We start from the raw sequence: 15,467 nt of genomic DNA, 5'->3' as shown, positions 1-15,467 counted from the left end.
ATCACTCCAGATTCTGGACCTGCTCGCGGAACTGCTCGACCACGTTCTTCATGGCGAGCCCCGTATTGGTCAGCTCGATGTCGTTCGACTTCGAGCAGCAGGTGTTGACCTCGCGGTGAAACTCCTGCGCCAGGAAGTCGAGCTTGCGCCCCACCGGGCCGCCCTTGCCGATCAGCTCGCGCGCCTGCGCGATGTGCGAGGCGATGCGGTCGAGCTCCTCGCGGATGTCGGCCCTGGTCGCGATCAGGATCGCCTCCTGCATCAGGCGGTCGGAATCGAAACGGTCTGAAGTGTCGAGCAGCGTCGCGATCTGCTCGGCGAGCCTGGCCTTGATCGCCTCGGGCTTGCGGCCGGGCGCGGCCTCGGCCTTTTTCGCAAGCTGCTCGACCTCGTCCACCCGCTGGATCAGTATCTGCCCCAGCGAAGTCCCTTCGCGCTTGCGCATCCCGACGAGTTCGGCGAGCGCCTTGTCGAAGGCGTCGGCGGCCGCGGCGCGCGCGGCCTTGTCCTCCTCCTCGTCGCCCTCGGGCTCGGCGACCTCAATGACACCCTTGATGGACAAAAGCCCGTCGACGCTTGGTGCGACTGCATCGACCTTGCCGGCGATCACGGCGGCGGCCTTCAGGACGGCGTTCAGCACGTCGTCGTTGACGCGGACCGTGGTGGCGGCATTGGCGCGCTTGACGGTCAGATTGGCGTAGACGGTGCCGCGCGAGAGCAGCTCGGCGGCGCGTTTCTTGGCGTGGGCCTCCAGCTCGTCAAACCCCTGCGGCAGCCGCACGCGCAGGTCAAAGCCCTTGGCGTTGACCGACTTCAATTCCCATTCGAACGTATACGGCCCGCTCGCGCCGTGGCTTCGGGCAAAGCCGGTCATGGACGACAACGCCATCAGGTCAATTTCTCCAGAAGCACGGGATTCGCGGGGCCATCAAGCCGCGCGAATCTTAAGACTATTTTGCAGGAAAGTGGAATGCGCAAAGTCCCGTAGGCAGGTCTGCGCGCAGGTCTAGCGCTGGACCACCGGGGGCGAGGGCTGCACCGCGCCTTGCCGGGCCGGCGCCGGTCCTGCGGGGCGAGCGGCCGGCGGCTTTTTCTGCTGGTTGGGGCGGGCTGGCGTGGTCGCCGTCGGCGTATCGGCGGCGCCGGGCGCGGCGGCGGCCGGCGGCTGCGCGTCCTCGGCCGGCTCGACCGTGTCGTTCTGGATCTGCTTTTCCATCGCGCGCAACTTGGCGACGTTTTTCTGATGCGCGTCGTAGGTCTCGGTGAACGCATGCCCGCCGGTCCCGTCGGCGACGAAATAGAGGTCCGCGGGTGCGGGCCGGGTTGGCGGCGGCCTCGAGCGAGGCTCGGCCGGGATTGGAGATCGGCCCCGGCGGCAGGCCCTCTATCACATAGGTGTTGTAGGGCGAGGGCTGCGTGATCTCGCTGCGCTTGATCGGACGGCCGAGCGTGCCCTTGCCGCCGACGAGGCCATAGATGATCGTGGGATCGGACTGCAGCTTGATCCGCTGCTTCAGGCGGTTGACGAACACCGCGGCGACGCGGCTGCGCTCGTCGGGCTTGCCCGTTTCCTTTTCGACGATCGAGGCCAGCGTCACCAGTTGCTCCGGACTCTTGACCGGAATGTCCTGATTGCGGCGCTCCCAGATCTCGGTCAGCACGCGCTTGTGCGCCTGCTGCATACGCTGGACCACCTGATCACGTGGCGTCCCGCGCGGGAATTTGTAGGTCTCTGGCAACAGCGTGCCTTCGCGCGGCAGCTCACGCACGCTGCCGGTGAAGATGTCGTTGTCGGACAGCCGCGCCACGATTTGCTCGGAGGTCAGGCCCTCCGGTACCGTCACGGCATGCTGCACCACTTTGCCTTCGACGATGGTGGCGACGACGTCGCGCAAGGATGCGTTTTTCTGGAACGAATACTCACCGGGCTTGAGATCCGAACTCGCCTTCAGCGCAGCGACACTGGCGATGAATACCCACGGATTGACGTCGGTCACGCCTTCCCGGTTCAACGTCTCGGCGATGTCGCGCTTGCCGGCGCGCTGCGGGATGTTGACGATCTTGTCGTCCTTCAGCGGTCCCGGCGCCTCGAGCACCTGCCGGCCGTAATAGTACACGCCGCCCGCGCCGATCATCGCGATCAGCAGCAGGGTGATGATGCCGTTGCCGACGATCACGAAGGGATTGCGCGCGCGGTCCGATCGCTTCGGCGGCGGCGGGACCTGCTCGGGCTCAAGCGCTGCCCGCGGACTCCGGGGCGAAATGGGCGGCCTTTCACTCATCGAAGCAACCTGAATCCTGCCGGTTTCAAATGCGGCCTGACAATCGCTTGTCCGGCCAAGTACACGCGCCCACTTGTATGACTATCGCCGAATACGGCAAATCGGTGGATTCGTCGAAAACACAAACTAGTGGACCGGACGCCGAAAGATTACCGACGCGTTGGTACCGCCAAAACCGAAAGAATTCGACAACGCGACGTTGACCTCGCGCTTCTTCGACTTATGCGGCACGAGATCAATCGCAGTCTCGACCGATGGATTGTCCAGATTGATGGTCGGCGGCACGACATTATCGCGAATCGCGAGAATGGCGAAGATCGCCTCGATCGCGCCGGCTGCACCGAGAAGATGGCCGGTCGACGATTTGGTCGAGGACATCGCGACCTTGGAGGCGGCGTTGCCGAGCAGGCGCTCCACCGCACCGAGCTCGATCTCGTCGCCGAGCGGTGTCGAGGTGCCGTGCGCGTTGATGTAATCGAGATCGGACGGCGTGAGGCCGGCGCGCTTGAGCGCTGCCGCCATGCTGCGGAAGCCGCCATCGCCATCGGGCGATGGCGAGGTGATATGATAGGCATCGCCGGAGAGACCGTAGCCGACCACCTCGGCATAGATCTTCGCGCCGCGGCGCCGGGCGTGCTCGAGCTCTTCCAGGACCAGAACGCCGGCACCCTCGCCCATCACAAAGCCGTCGCGGTCCTTGTCATAGGGACGCGAGGCCTTCTCGGGCGTCTCGTTGAAGCCGGTGGAGAGCGCACGCGCGGCGTTGAAGCCAGCAATGCCGATGCGGCCGATCGGCGATTCGGCACCGCCGGCGACCATGACGTCGGCATCGCCGAGCGCAATCAGGCGGGCGGCATCGCCGACCGCATGTGCACCAGTCGAGCAGGCCGTGACCACCGAGTGGTTCGGCCCCTTCAGCCCGTGCTTGATCGAGACATAGCCGGAGGCGAGATTGATCAGGCGGCCCGGAATGAAGAACGGCGACACCCGGCGCGGCCCGCGTTCCTTCAGGAGGATCGCGGTGTCCGCGATGCCGTTGAGGCCGCCGATGCCGGAACCGATCATTGTGCCGGTCGCGCATTTGTCCTCTTCGGTCGCGGGATGCCAATTGGCATCGTCGAGCGCCTGGCCGGCCGCGGCCATGCCGAAGATGATGAAGTCGTCGACCTTGCGCTGGTCCTTCGGCTCCATCCAGATATCGGGATCGAAAGTGTCGTTCGTCCCGTCGCCGCGCACGACGGTGCAGGCGTATTTGGTCTGAAGATCGGAGACATCGAAGCTCTCGATCCTGCGTGCGCCGCTTTCGCCGTTGAGGATGCGCTTCCAGGTCGGCTCGACACCGCAGCCGAGTGGCGAAACCATGCCAAGACCCGTGACGACAACCCGCCTCATATCCGAAAACTCCGCATCGAAACATTCACGGCCAATAACAAGAAACCGGCTGACCGCTGTTGGGCGGCCCGTCCGGTTTCAATGTTTTCCCCGCGAAAATGAAGAGCCTTAGCTCTTCGCGTTCTTCTCGAGAAACTTCGTGGCGTCGCCGACGGTGAGAATCGTCTCCGCGGCGTCGTCCGGAATCTCGCAGCCGAATTCTTCTTCGAATGCCATCACCAGCTCGACGGTGTCCAGACTGTCGGCGCCGAGGTCGTCGATGAAGCTCGCAGCGTCGACAACCTTCTCGGGTTCAACACCAAGGTGTTCGACCACGATCTTCTTAACCCGCTCGCCAATCTCACTCATTGCATAACCTCGTGTTGTTCCCTGTAGACCCGACCCCCCGGGACGATACGAGCCGTCGTGGTCGTTGACTGCCTTCGCTTACAAACTTTGATTTGGCCCCATCCTAACCGATGCAGGCCCGGCGAATGACGGCCAAGGCTCCGCATCGCCAATATACAGGGTTTCAAAAACCTGCAATGGCGTTCTTTGCCCATCCGTTGAAGGTCCGGTTATCATACTTCAATTGCCTTGACTACAAGCCTCATTTCGCTCCGGAAACGGCCGTTTGCCGTATCCGGCGCCGCCTGAGGGGGGCGGAGCGGCATCAGGCGTCAGATCATGGCCATGCCGCCGTTGACGTGGATGGTTTGGCCGGTCACGTAGGCCGCTTCGTTCGAACTCAGGTAGACGGCAGCCGCCGCGATGTCCTCTGGCGTCCCCAGGCGATTGGCCGGAACCTTGGTCAGAATCGTTTCGCGCTGCTTGTCGTTGAGCGCATCGGTCATCGGCGTCTTGATGAAGCCGGGCGCAATGCAGTTCGCAGTGACGCCGCGTTTGGCGTATTCGGCACCCAACGTCTTGATCATGCCGATCAGGCCCGCCTTCGACGCGGTATAATTGCCCTGCCCCGGATTGCCGGTGACGCCGACCACCGAGGTGATGGCGATGATGCGGCCGAAGCGCTTGCGCATCATCAATTTCGTGGCGGCGCGGGCAAGCCGGAAGGTCGAGGTCAAATTGATGTTGATGACCTCCTCCCAGTCCTCGTCACGGAGCTGCACGAAGAGATTGTCGCGGGTGATGCCGGCATTGGCGACGAGGATGTCGACCTGTCCCATTGCCGCTTCCGCCGCGGGCACCAGCGCCTCGACCTCGTCGGCCTTGGAGAGATTGCAGGGCAGCACATGGGTGCGCTCGCCGAGCTTGCCGGCAAGCTCATCCAGCGCTTCCTTGCGCGTCCCTGATATCGCGACGGTGGCGCCCTGCGCGTGCAGCGCCTGTGCGATCGCACCGCCGATGCCGCCGGTTGCGCCGGTGACGAGCGCCTTTTTGCCAGTCAGATCGAACATCAATAACTCCTCCAAAGCACGAACCGGAAAAGTGCGCAGCGGTTTTCCGAAAAGATCGAGCGTAAACTAAAGAACGCAAGCGCGACCAGGAATCATCGCGCTTCAGGCCTGCTTCGAAGCGGCCAATGCATCCCTGGCGGCAGCAATGTCGTTGGGCCCGCTGACCGCAACGCCGACCGCACCGTCAGCAATACGCTTGACGAGGCCGGTCAGCACCTTGCCGGCGCCGATCTCGAAGAAACAGTTGACGCCCTGCCCTGCCATATAGGCAACCGACTCGCGCCAGCGCACGGTGCCGGTGACCTGCTCGACAAGGCGGCGTCGGATCTCATCAGGGTCGGTAATCGCGCTCGCCAGCACGTTCGACACCAGCGCCGCCGCCGGCGCCTTGATCGTGACCGTGGCCAGCGCCGCCGCCATCGCCTCCGCAGCCGGCTGCATCAGCGTGCAATGGAACGGCGCCGACACTGGCAGCAACATCGCGCGCTTGGCGCCCTTGGTTTTGGCGATCTCGACGGCGCGATCGACCGCGGCCTTGTCGCCGGAGACGACCACTTGTCCGCCGCCATTGTCGTTGGCGGCCTGGCAGACCTGCCCCTGCGCCGCCTCCTTGGCGACCTCCAGGGCGGCCTCGTAGTCGAGGCCGAGCAGAGCGGCCATCGCGCCGGCGCCAACCGGCACGGCTTTTTGCATTGCGAGACCGCGGGTGCGAAGCAGCCGCGCGGTGTCGGAAATCGTCAGGCTGCCGGCCGCAGCGAGGGCCGAATATTCACCGAGGGAATGGCCGGCGACGAAGGCAGCATCCCGCCCCACGGAAAACCCGGCTTCGACCTCCAGCACGCGCAGAGTGGCGATGGACACAGCCATCAGGGCCGGCTGGGCGTTTTGGGTGAGCTGGAGGGTTTCGGCCGGACCATCCCAGATGATTGCCGTCAGCTTCTCTCCCAGCGCGGCATCGACCTCGTCGAAGACGGCGCGTGCCACCGGAAAGGCGTCAGCCAGAGCCTTGCCCATACCGACCGCCTGGGAACCCTGCCCCGGAAATGTGAATGCTGCCGTCATCGGCGCTCCCCTGGATCGATCGAGCAGTTGTCTTCGAGAACCGGCAGCCGACTACGTCCGGCCCGAGCCTTGGTTCCCGATCATGCCCCAAAGGGGGCCGTAGACACTGTCCGAGGCCGGAATGTCAAGCCAGGGAGCATCGGCCGGCATTCAACCGGAGATCGGGTCCCTAGAATCCGCCGGCGGTCTGGTTGGCGTCGACCTCCGACCCCGCCTGCGCGCGGCGCGCGCTGTTCACCAGTTGACCCGGCCGGTCGTCGCGGTTCGGCTTCGCGGTCGCAAGCCGCAGTACCGCGGCGTAACTCGGTTGCACCTCCATGCGGCCCGCGTGCCGGCTTTCGCTCAGCAGGCGATGAACCTTCGGCAGATTGTAGCAGGGCACGTAGAACAAGAGATGATGTTCGAGATGATAGTTCACGTAGTACGGCGCGATGAACAGGCGCTCGAGAAAATTGGCGTAGGTGGTGCGGGTGTTGCGCAAGGGATCGCTGCTGTCAGGCACGACCGCGTGCTCGGCGATATTGCGGATGCGGGTGATGACCATCATCCAGCTTACGAGCGGCACCAGCCATAGCAGCGGATAGGCCCACCACACGCCGGCCACGGTGAGCGCTGCGAACATCGCGCCATTGACGAGGCATTGCGGGCCGAGCTTCTCCCAAAAATGCGCTGCGCGCTGCCGCAACGGCCAGTCCTTCGGCCCGAGCGCGTTGAGCAGTTGCGCCTTGCGCTGTTGGAAGCCGGTCTGCCCGGTGATGTCGCGAATGAACTTGCGGCGATAGCTCAGCTTCGTGATCGGAAACGGCGCCGACAGCACGAGGTCAGGATCATCCTCCTGCTGGGTACGCGCATGATGCTGAAGGTGATAGCGCCGGTAGCTACGCGTCTCTGCGAACAGAGGATAGGCGCAGAACCACTGGCTCAGGGTCAGATTGGCTTTCTCGTCGGCGGACAGGCAGCCATGTGCGCCGTCATGCATGAGGATCGCGAGCCCGAGTTGGCGCGAGCCGATGATGGCGACGGCGAAGATATAGGTGATCGGATTGGGCCACCACGCGACCAAGGCGATTGCGGCTATGATGAGCGCCCAGGCGTGCGCGATCAGCGCGACGCCTTTCCAGGTCACGCGCTGGCGCACGTCGGCGAGTTGATCGTCGGTCAGGAAATCGCGGGCACGCATGCGAAGCGCGGTCATGGCCTAACCCTCCTCATTCGAATTGCTTGATGCGTCCCGCTCGTCGACGAGACGAAGGCGCGCCGTGTCGCCCGTGGATTTCGCCTGCTCGCCGAGCACGCGCAGCATCTCGGCGCACAGAGCCTCGGGCGAACGGCCCATGGCGTAGCCTTCGAGAATGACGCCGATGGCGACGGCCCAGAATCGCCGCGAGCTTTCGTCGGGCGCGCGCAGGGAGCGCCAGCCGTGCCGCTCAACCTGGCTTGCATAGGCCCGCGCGCCTTCGCTGTGCAGGCGCTCGATGGTGCGCTCCACCAGCGGTGCGAGATCCTGGCGCCGCCGCGTCAGCGTCAGCGCCTCGGCGAAGAAGGCCACCGAATCGTTTGCCGTCACGGTCTCGGCCAGCGCATGGGTGTAGTCCCGTGGCGTGCGCGCCTGCAGCGCCGCCCGCTCGGTCGCCCGCGCCAGATACAGCAGCTCGCGGCAGGCGCATTCGACGAACAGCGCCTCTTTGGTGCGGAAATAGTAGGTGATCTGGCTCGGGAACGCGTTCGCGGCGGCTGCGATGTCGGTGATTGCCGTGCCCGATAGCCCCCGCTCCCGAAACAGCGGGCTCGCGGCATCCAGCAGCAGCGAGCGCATTCTGCGGCCGGCCGAGCGCGTAGCGCGGGCGGCGTGCTTGGGGTCGCCAGCCGCCTCAAACGGCTCCTGGGACAAGTTTTCTGCCATTGGGGTCCGCTCCGTTGATTTATTTGTATGACATACAAACAAATAAATCAACCAGGCATGTTACTCTGCGGTGGGTCAGGCTGCCCGCATCGGGACCATCCGCGCCGAAAATGCCGCCCTCAACCTTGCCAAGTCAGCCAAAATCCGTATAAGGCGCGCATCCGCAGACCCCGGCCGGGAGCTGAACGGACGGTCTCAGCAAATCATTCGTGATCTTGGTGTGGCAGGGCCAGTCGGCCCGTCGTCCCGTGTTTCCGCCTTCTGAGCTTAATCCCAGAGTCCTTTCCGAAGGCCTCTTAAGGGCTTGACGCCGGGCGATGCGCCAACATGAGGAAAGGACTTCCATGGCTCTCTATGAGCATGTTTTTCTCGCGCGCCAAGACGCGAGCACGCAGCAGGTCGAAGAACTGACCGCGCAGATGACCGGCATTGTCGAGGGTCTCGGCGGCAAGGTTGTCAAGACCGAGAATTGGGGCGTGCGCTCCCTCACCTACCGCATGAACAAGAATCGCAAGGCGCATTTCGTGCTGCTCAACATCGACGCGCCGTCCGCGGCGATCGCCGAGATCGAGCGCCAGGAGCGTATCAGCGAAGACGTGATCCGCTATCTCAGCGTCCGCGTCGAGGAGCTTGAGGAAGGTCCGTCCGCGATGATGCGCAAGGCCGACCGTGACCGCGAGCGTGACGACCGTGGCGGCGGCTTCCGTGGCGATCGCGAAGGCGGTGGCTTCCGAGGCGACCGCGAGGGTGGTTTCCGTGGCGGCGATCGTGAAGGTGGCGGCTTCCGCGGTGACCGCGGTCCGCGCCGTCCGCGCGACGACGCTGAAACCACGACCACTACCACCACCACCACGACGGATGGGGAGTAAGAACAATGGCTGAAGCTGGTGCACGCCGCCCGTTTTTCCGTCGTCGCAAGAGCTGCCCGTTCACGGGCGCGAATGCTCCGAAGATCGACTACAAGGACTCCAAGCTGCTGATGCGTTACGTCTCCGAGCGCGGCAAGATCGTGCCGAGCCGCATCACCGCGGTGTCCGCGAAGAAGCAGCGTGAGCTCGCCCGCGCCATCAAGCGCGCGCGGTTCCTGGGCCTGCTGCCCTACGTCATTCGCTAAGACGAATTCGGCCGGCGGTGACATCGCCGCCGGCCGTATTACCTAGTTTCTCATAAGGCTTCCGGGTCGTCCGGTCGCCGATGGTTGGGGCGAGATGCCTCTAACCGCTCGTTTGAGCTACAAGAATTTTTCCCAATTAAATCAACGAATCTGCTGTCATAAGCTCACGCTGCGTACCGGGTTTTCTGCTACGAAACTGCTACGGTTGAAGCTCCGTTCCACGCGAACGCAGGCTAGACGGGACCGATCTTGGCCTTGATCCTCCCTCGCGCTTAGATTGCGCGGGTGATTTCTATGGAGGGGCAACGATGTAGCAGAAGTGGCGTGGATTGCCGCCGGGCGAACCCGAGCCGACTATCTGGCCTTTTTTCGTGTTCATATTTGGCGCTCCCGTTGTTGCTGTGGTTAGCGGCTATTTCCTCGCCACGATCTTTCTCGGCAGCGCCGTCGCTGTTGTGGCCCTGCTTATCTACAAGAGGAAAAAACGGCTGTAGAGGTTGCAGGGGCATTCATAGGCGCCGTCGCTTTGGCTTCAATGCACTGGGCCAATTTGTGAACGAGTTCAATTCGAGCGCTGAGTTTAGGAACGAGATCAAACGTCGCGTCGATCGCTGAGACCGGCTCTTTTCGTGCGCTGATCTCGATCCCGATCGCTATAGGCCGTTGTTGACAGCGATCGAAACCCATCTCCACGGGCTCCGCTGCCCCGTCCAGGGCTGCCTCATGCGCCAGCCCCAACCCAGCCCCTCCCCATGCGCGTTCCGCGATCGGGTGCAGCCGAACCGCATCGGCCTCAAACGGTCTCTCCATGGCCCTCGCCAGCGACGCGGGTTAGCGCTCAGGACTATTTCGCTGCCTCCGTAGCTCGGTGCGTCGGCGCCACTTCAGCCAAGTGATGATCCGCCGTGGTCGGTCCTGCTCCGCTCAATGAGGCGCAACATCTCGGCTCTCAACATGAGGGCAACCGGCGCGTATCTTCCGCAAGACGTTGTCCGCTAACCCCATCGGCAGTGGCGCTTGCCTCCGTTAGTTTGGCAACCCCGTAGATTCCCCCCTGATTGAAACGCTTGCAGGTCCCGCAGCGGTTGAGTAGCGTGTCGGCGGGGCTGAAATGCATATTCATACGCGCGTTTTGTGCGCGGGCATCTTTGCGGTGCTCGCGTCCTATTTTTTGATTTGGCCGGTCTGGCGGGCTCAATTCCCGATCGAGATTTGGTTTACCGAGTCATGGAACGCCTTTCACCAGGATTCCGTGGTTGCCGGTCTGCCTCTGTATCCAGGCGCCGGCGAACTCATCGTCAACAATTACCCACCGCTTTCATTCTTCGTCATCGGCGAACTCAGCAGGCTGTTTGGTGATAGCCTCTATGTGGGCCGCGTGCTCTCGTTTGTGGGGCTTCTCGCTCTGGCCGTAGAGATCGCAATGGCCGTGAGGATTTTGGCCGGGTCGCTCTCTGCCGGAGTTGTCGGCGCGCTATGGTTCGTTGCCCTAATGGCGCACAACGCGACTTTCTATGTCGGCGCGAACGATCCGCAGATTGCGGGACAGGCGATCATGGGCGCAGGGCTGGTATGGTTCCTCGCTCAAGAAAAGGCTGGCCGTTCGCCGCTTCTGCCGCTCTTGCTCATGGTTCTGGCGGGCTTCTGGAAGCACAACATCATAGCCATGCCGGCAACGGCTGTTCTTTGGCTCTACTTGCGCGACTGGCGCGGGGCCGCCCGGCCGGTACTGATCAGCATCGGCGCTGCGGCCGCGGGGCTCGCCATCTGCGACGCGATATTCGGGCCTCAATTCTTCACCAACCTGCTCACCGCTCGCGCCTACTCGGTTCCGCACCTGATGAGCCAACTCGGTCATCTGCAATGGCTGGCGCTCGCGGCCATCCTGTGGGGTTCTTGGGCGTGGTTTGATCGCGCCAGCTACGCTGCGCGTTTCACGGCACTGCACGCTGCTGTTGCGCTGCTCTCATGCCTCACCCAATGGCTCGGCGACGGCGTCTTTGGGAACGCTGAATTCGACCTGACGATTGCGCTCGCGATCGGTACCGGCGCTGCGCTGGCTCGGATCGCCGCATCACCTGTAGCTGTGGCGATCGGCCTAAACCGCGCGCGGGTGATGATGGTTGTCGCGCTTGCGCTGCGCCTGGTTTTTTCCGGCCGACAGGAGAGTGCCAAGGTGTTGTTTGATTCACAATTCCGCACGCGCTACGCGGTGCTCGCTGACATCATGACGGCCGCTGCGGTTAGCGTTTCGAAGATCCCCGGGGCCGTCTATTGCAAACAGAACAACCTTATTTGCCGCGCGGCCGGCAAGGGCTTTGTGGTCGACGACTTCAAGACGGATCAACTCTTAGCAACGGGGAAGGCGAGCGAAGCCGATATCGTCGCGATGTTCCAGAGCCGAGGAATTACGGTGGTCGAAGGCGCGGCGCTGCTCTTGGCCGCCGGGCCTCAGAACCCTGCCTTTAACAGCCCGTAGTGCGCTGCGCGGGAGCTTCGTGGCGCCTGCATTCGAAACGGTGGAAAGCCAGTAGACTGCTCTGACGATGCGGCCGATCGCTGAGAGTGAACCAATATTTGTCACCCCGTTCTTGATGAGGGTCTTCATGCCGTTTTTTTCACTGCAGTCCCACTCCCCTTGAGCCCGGCCCAATCATCAAGTTTGGGAATTGGGGACGGATCATCAAAAACTTCGGCTGGCAGCACAACCTTGCCTTCCGTGAGGCTGTATTCGAGGACATCCGCGATCGGGAGTTCGCTGGCGACGGTCCGCAAGACCTATCGCCACGTGATGCCGGGAACCTTCGACGACTTGCTAGACGCTGCCCATCAGATTGGGCGTTGAATATCGGGACGAAAGTGGTAGAAGGCCGGCGTTGGTTTGCGGCTCCCTCGGGGGCCGCACTCGTTTGCGGCTCCCGGTTGGAGTCCGCAGGGCTGAGTGAGCTGAGGTTTCTGCTACGGTTTTTGCTAGAGAGCATTCACTGATAGCCATAAACCCCTGATAACACTGGCATTTCCGCTGGTCTCGCTCTAACCGCTCGAAGGGAGCGGGACAGCTGATGATGGCCTTTGGACTGATAGCCCTGATCGCCGGCGCTGCGTCGGCCGTGATGTTCGCCTCGATCGTCTCGGGCGCGCTGATCTCGCTCGTCCTGTTCTATCTCGCGCCGCTGCCGCTGATGGTCGCCTCGATCGGCTGGGGACCGCTTTGCGCGACCCTCGGCGGCATCGCCGCCGCGCTTGGCCTCGGCGCCCTGTTCGGCCTGCCCTACGGCATCGCCTTCGCCGTCACCGTCGCACTGCCGGCCTGGTGGCTCGGCCACCTTGTCCTGCTCAGCCGGCAGGGGGAACCCGTCGCCCCGGCGGCGGCCGCCGAGCCGTCGGCCGAACCTGCGCTCGAGTGGTATCCGGTCGGCCGCATCCTGCTATGGATCGCGGGCTTCGCCACGCTGACCACGATCGCCGCCCTGCTTACCCTCGGCACCGACGCCGAAACCATTATCGGCACGCTGCGTCGTGGCCTGATGCGCCTCCTCCGCGCCGCCGACCCGCAGACCTCCGGCGAGACCGACCAATTTGTCGACGCGCTGGTGCGGATCGCGCCGGCCGGCGCCACCATCGTCGCGATGATGACGCTGACCCTCAATCTCTGGCTCAGCACCAAGGTGACGGCGACGTCGGGCCGGCTGCGGCGCCCCTGGCCGGACCTGATGACAGCGGAGCTGCCGCCGATGACGCTCGTGGCGCTCTGCATCGCGCTTGCCTTCTGCTTCACCGGCGGACTGCTTGCGATCGTGGCGCAGATCGCCACGGCGGCGCTAATGATGGGATATGCGCTGACCGGCTTTGCGGTGCTGCATACGCTGACGCTGGCGCTGAAGAGCCGCACTTTCTGGCTCGGCTCGACCTACGCCGTCGTCGTCGTGTTCGGATGGCCCGTCATCGCGATGGTGATCCTCGGCCTTGCGGATGCCGTGTTCGGCCTCCGCGAACGCTTCCTGCGTACGCGCCAGCCACCGCCGCTGCCGGTCCCTTAAGTTCAAGTCCGAAAATCCAACCCACTCAACACTTCGAAGGAGAACGAATATGGAAGTCATTTTGCTGGAACGCGTCAACAAGCTCGGTCACATGGGCGAAGTCGTGAAGGTTCGCGACGGCTATGGCCGCAATTTCCTGCTCAAGCGCGGCAAGGCGCTGCGCGCCACCGCCGACAACCGCGCCAAGTACGACGGCATGAAGGCCGACCTCGAGGCTCGCAACCTTGAGTCCAAGGGCGAGGCGTCCAAGGTCGCCGAGAAGATCCAGGGCAAGAACATCATCGTGATCCGTCAGGCTTCGGAAGCCGGCCAACTGTTCGGCTCGGTCAACGTGCGCGACATCGTCGTGGCGTTCGAAGCCGACGGCGTTTCGCTGTCCCGCCCGCAGGTTCAGCTCGACGCGCCGATCAAGACCATCGGCAAGCACACCATCAAAGTTGCCGTCCACCCCGAGGTCGAGGTCGAGATCAGTGTCACTGTGGCGCGCAGCCAGGACGAGGCCGAGCGCATCAACCGCGGCGAAGACATCTCGACCCGCAACGAAGACCGGGATGCTGCCGCCGAAGCGATCGCCGCCGCCGGCGAGTTCTTCGATCCGGAAGCCCAGCAGGACGAGGCCGAGCCGGCGCCGGCTGCGGAAGAGACCGAAAAGTAAGCCTCGCGTTCGCGCAGGCTTTCGAAACCCGGTCGCCTCAGGCGGCCGGGTTTTTCGTTTTCGCGACGACGTCCTCGCTCAGCATCGCGATCGAGGCGAGCGCCGTTGCCGTATGCTTCTCGATGCCATCGCAGGCGATCAACGTATCGGTCTCGGCGCGCGGATCGGCGCGGTCGCGTCCCGACAGGAAGGCGCGGCAAAAAATCTGAGCCGGACCGATAAGCGGGCTGACGAACATCACCGGCGTCATCGGCAAGAGCTCTCCGCGCGTGACCAGCGGTGCGCGCCAGCACTCGATGCCTTCGGCAAGGCGCGCATTCTGCGCGCGCTGGGCGTCGCGAACACTCTCGCCCCATTCGCTGCGCGAGATCTCGAAAAGATAGCGCGCCTCGCGGCGGCTGATGACGACCCGATCAAGATGCGCCCGGATCAGGCGATCGATCCCCTGCCTGGCGTCCGGCACAGGATCGAGCGCGGCCAGTATCGCGGCGTGATAGTACCCGAGCACATCGAGGAACAGTGCACCGGCCAGCTCCTTCTTCGAGCCGAAGACGTGGAAGAAGCTGCCATTGGCGGCGCGATGCGAGGACCGCGGATGCGTGCGGCCTTCGCAAGTCGATCGGAAAAAATGGGTCGCTTATCTCGAAATCGGCGGCGTCGGCGCACCGGACGATTCGGCTGGCGCCGCGGGTGGGGCGGCGGCGGTCGCGGGCGGCGCCGGCTCCTGCGACTTCGCTGGCGGTTCGGAGCTCGCGGCAGGCTTGGGAGCAGCCTCTTCCGCCGGCTTGGGCGCAGCTGGCTCGGCGGGCTTCGCGGCGGCCGGTGCAGCGGGTGTCACCTGCGGCACCGGATCGGGCCGCAGCGCCGGAGTATCGCTTCCGCGCGGCTCAACCTTGGCGCTCTCGGGCTTGGCCTCGGCGGGCTTCTCGGCCGGCTTGCTGCTTTCAGATTTGGACTCGCCGGAATCATCCTTCGCAGTCTCGGGCTTGGATTCGACCTTCGGCTCATTCTTCTTGTCGTCTGCCGCCGGCGACGCGGCGTCGACCTTCGGCGCCTCCTCGATCCCGGGCTTGCCGCGACGCTTACCTTTGCGCCCTTCGGGGGCGGCCTGGCCCTCGGGCTTCACGCCTTCCTTGGCGCCCTCCTCGGCCGGCCGCGCCGCGCGCTTCTGACGCGCGCCCTCGGCCGCGGGCGCGGCACCCTCGCCTTCCGGCCTGACGGACTCCTGCGAACGTTGGCGGCGGCCCCGATGTTCAGGGGGCTGCGCGGGATTGGTATTGGCTTCCTTGTCCTTGACGCCGTCCTTCTTGTCTTTGCCGTCCTTGGCCTGATAGCGGGTGTCGGTGGCGCCGTTGGAGACGAGGTAGGAAGCAAGCACGCCGGCCATGTCGGAGCTGGTCGTGTAATGCTGACGCAGGAAGCCCGGCAGCGAACCCGGCGCCACGGACTTCAACAGGCCGCGCGGGCTCTTGTGACATGCAGTGCAGGTCTGCGTGAACAGCTGGGATGGGGCCTTACCGGCCTCGAGGTTCGTCGCCTGCGCGAGAGCGGCATCGGTCGCGCCGAAGCCGATCAAAAGCAATACCGTCGCGAGGCTGAGCGCTCGGCTCGACATTCCCATC

14 protein-coding genes and 2 pseudogenes are annotated in these 15,467 nt (G+C 64.0%); 5 read left to right on the top strand and 11 right to left on the bottom strand.

Features of this window, described 5'->3' with window-relative positions; translation table 11 throughout:
- Position 1: 1 nt before the first annotated feature.
- From ACVWYI_RS18020 to ACVWYI_RS17985, 8 genes and pseudogenes are all read right to left on the bottom strand, one after another.
- Positions 2–889: a YicC/YloC family endoribonuclease gene (locus ACVWYI_RS18020; RefSeq protein ID WP_247346310.1), complete on the bottom strand. Its 888-nt coding sequence runs from the start codon at positions 887–889 to the stop codon at positions 2–4.
- 117 nt (positions 890–1,006) lie between these two features.
- Positions 1,007–2,282, bottom strand: a pseudogene (gene mltG / locus ACVWYI_RS18015) (endolytic transglycosylase MltG).
- Between the two features lie 126 nt (positions 2,283–2,408).
- The gene (fabF, locus tag ACVWYI_RS18010; RefSeq protein ID WP_354103636.1) at positions 2,409–3,674 is read right to left on the bottom strand and encodes a beta-ketoacyl-ACP synthase II; all 1,266 of its coding nucleotides are present in this window, start codon (positions 3,672–3,674) and stop codon (positions 2,409–2,411) included.
- Positions 3,675–3,782: 108 nt separating this feature from the next.
- Positions 3,783–4,022 carry an acyl carrier protein gene (locus ACVWYI_RS18005; protein ID WP_006020277.1) on the bottom strand — a complete coding sequence of 80 codons (240 nt, stop codon included), beginning with the start codon at positions 4,020–4,022 and terminating at the stop codon, positions 3,783–3,785.
- Between the two features lie 311 nt (positions 4,023–4,333).
- Entirely contained in the window at positions 4,334–5,071 is a 738-nt protein-coding gene (fabG, locus tag ACVWYI_RS18000; protein WP_247346302.1) for a 3-oxoacyl-[acyl-carrier-protein] reductase, read from the bottom strand.
- Between the two features lie 102 nt (positions 5,072–5,173).
- Entirely contained in the window at positions 5,174–6,133 is a 960-nt protein-coding gene (fabD, locus tag ACVWYI_RS17995; protein WP_247346300.1) for an ACP S-malonyltransferase, read from the bottom strand.
- A 169-nt stretch (positions 6,134–6,302) separates the two neighbouring features.
- Complete coding sequence (locus tag ACVWYI_RS17990) at positions 6,303–7,328, bottom strand: fatty acid desaturase family protein (protein WP_247346297.1); 1,026 nt, start codon at positions 7,326–7,328, stop codon at positions 6,303–6,305.
- Positions 7,329–7,331: 3 nt separating this feature from the next.
- A complete protein-coding gene (locus ACVWYI_RS17985; protein WP_456650313.1) occupies positions 7,332–8,036 on the bottom strand; it encodes a TetR/AcrR family transcriptional regulator C-terminal domain-containing protein in 705 nt (234 codons plus the stop codon).
- Between the two features lie 344 nt (positions 8,037–8,380).
- Between ACVWYI_RS17985 and rpsF the strand changes: the two genes are divergently transcribed.
- The 3 genes from rpsF to ACVWYI_RS17970 all read left to right on the top strand — a co-directional run bounded on the left by rpsF (position 8,381) and on the right by ACVWYI_RS17970 (position 11,629).
- The gene (rpsF, locus tag ACVWYI_RS17980; protein WP_456662781.1) at positions 8,381–8,905 is read left to right on the top strand and encodes a 30S ribosomal protein S6; all 525 of its coding nucleotides are present in this window, start codon (positions 8,381–8,383) and stop codon (positions 8,903–8,905) included.
- Positions 8,906–8,910: 5 nt separating this feature from the next.
- Positions 8,911–9,150 (top strand): 30S ribosomal protein S18, encoded by a 240-nt coding sequence (gene rpsR, locus ACVWYI_RS17975; RefSeq protein WP_007592020.1) that lies wholly within the window; start codon positions 8,911–8,913, stop codon positions 9,148–9,150.
- 1,111 nt (positions 9,151–10,261) lie between these two features.
- The gene (locus tag ACVWYI_RS17970) at positions 10,262–11,629 is read left to right on the top strand and encodes a hypothetical protein (RefSeq protein ID WP_456662780.1); all 1,368 of its coding nucleotides are present in this window, start codon (positions 10,262–10,264) and stop codon (positions 11,627–11,629) included.
- 125 nt (positions 11,630–11,754) lie between these two features.
- Here the strand turns inward: ACVWYI_RS17970 and ACVWYI_RS17965 are convergent, their stop codons facing one another.
- The gene (locus ACVWYI_RS17965) at positions 11,755–11,925 is read right to left on the bottom strand and encodes a hypothetical protein (RefSeq protein ID WP_456662779.1); all 171 of its coding nucleotides are present in this window, start codon (positions 11,923–11,925) and stop codon (positions 11,755–11,757) included.
- 287 nt (positions 11,926–12,212) lie between these two features.
- Between ACVWYI_RS17965 and ACVWYI_RS17960 the strand changes: the two genes are divergently transcribed.
- Both ACVWYI_RS17960 and rplI read left to right on the top strand, forming a co-directional pair.
- Complete coding sequence (locus tag ACVWYI_RS17960; RefSeq protein WP_456662778.1) at positions 12,213–13,190, top strand: DUF2232 domain-containing protein; 978 nt, start codon at positions 12,213–12,215, stop codon at positions 13,188–13,190.
- A gap of 49 nt (positions 13,191–13,239) precedes the next feature.
- Positions 13,240–13,845, top strand: coding sequence for a 50S ribosomal protein L9 (rplI, locus tag ACVWYI_RS17955; protein WP_354046926.1), 606 nt, complete (start codon positions 13,240–13,242; stop codon positions 13,843–13,845).
- Positions 13,846–13,882: 37 nt separating this feature from the next.
- On the opposite strand, the pseudogene ACVWYI_RS17950 reads toward rplI, so the two are convergent.
- Together ACVWYI_RS17950 and ACVWYI_RS17945 are read right to left on the bottom strand one after the other, a co-directional pair.
- Positions 13,883–14,437, bottom strand: a pseudogene (locus ACVWYI_RS17950) (hypothetical protein); the annotation flags it as partial.
- A 45-nt stretch (positions 14,438–14,482) separates the two neighbouring features.
- On the bottom strand, positions 14,483–15,460 hold the full coding sequence (locus tag ACVWYI_RS17945; protein WP_456662777.1) for a hypothetical protein: 978 nt from the start codon (positions 15,458–15,460) through the stop codon (positions 14,483–14,485).
- Positions 15,461–15,467 lie beyond the last annotated feature (7 nt).

The organism is Bradyrhizobium sp. LB13.1, from assembly GCF_054056815.1.
This window is presented reverse-complemented; position numbering and strand designations above follow the sequence as displayed.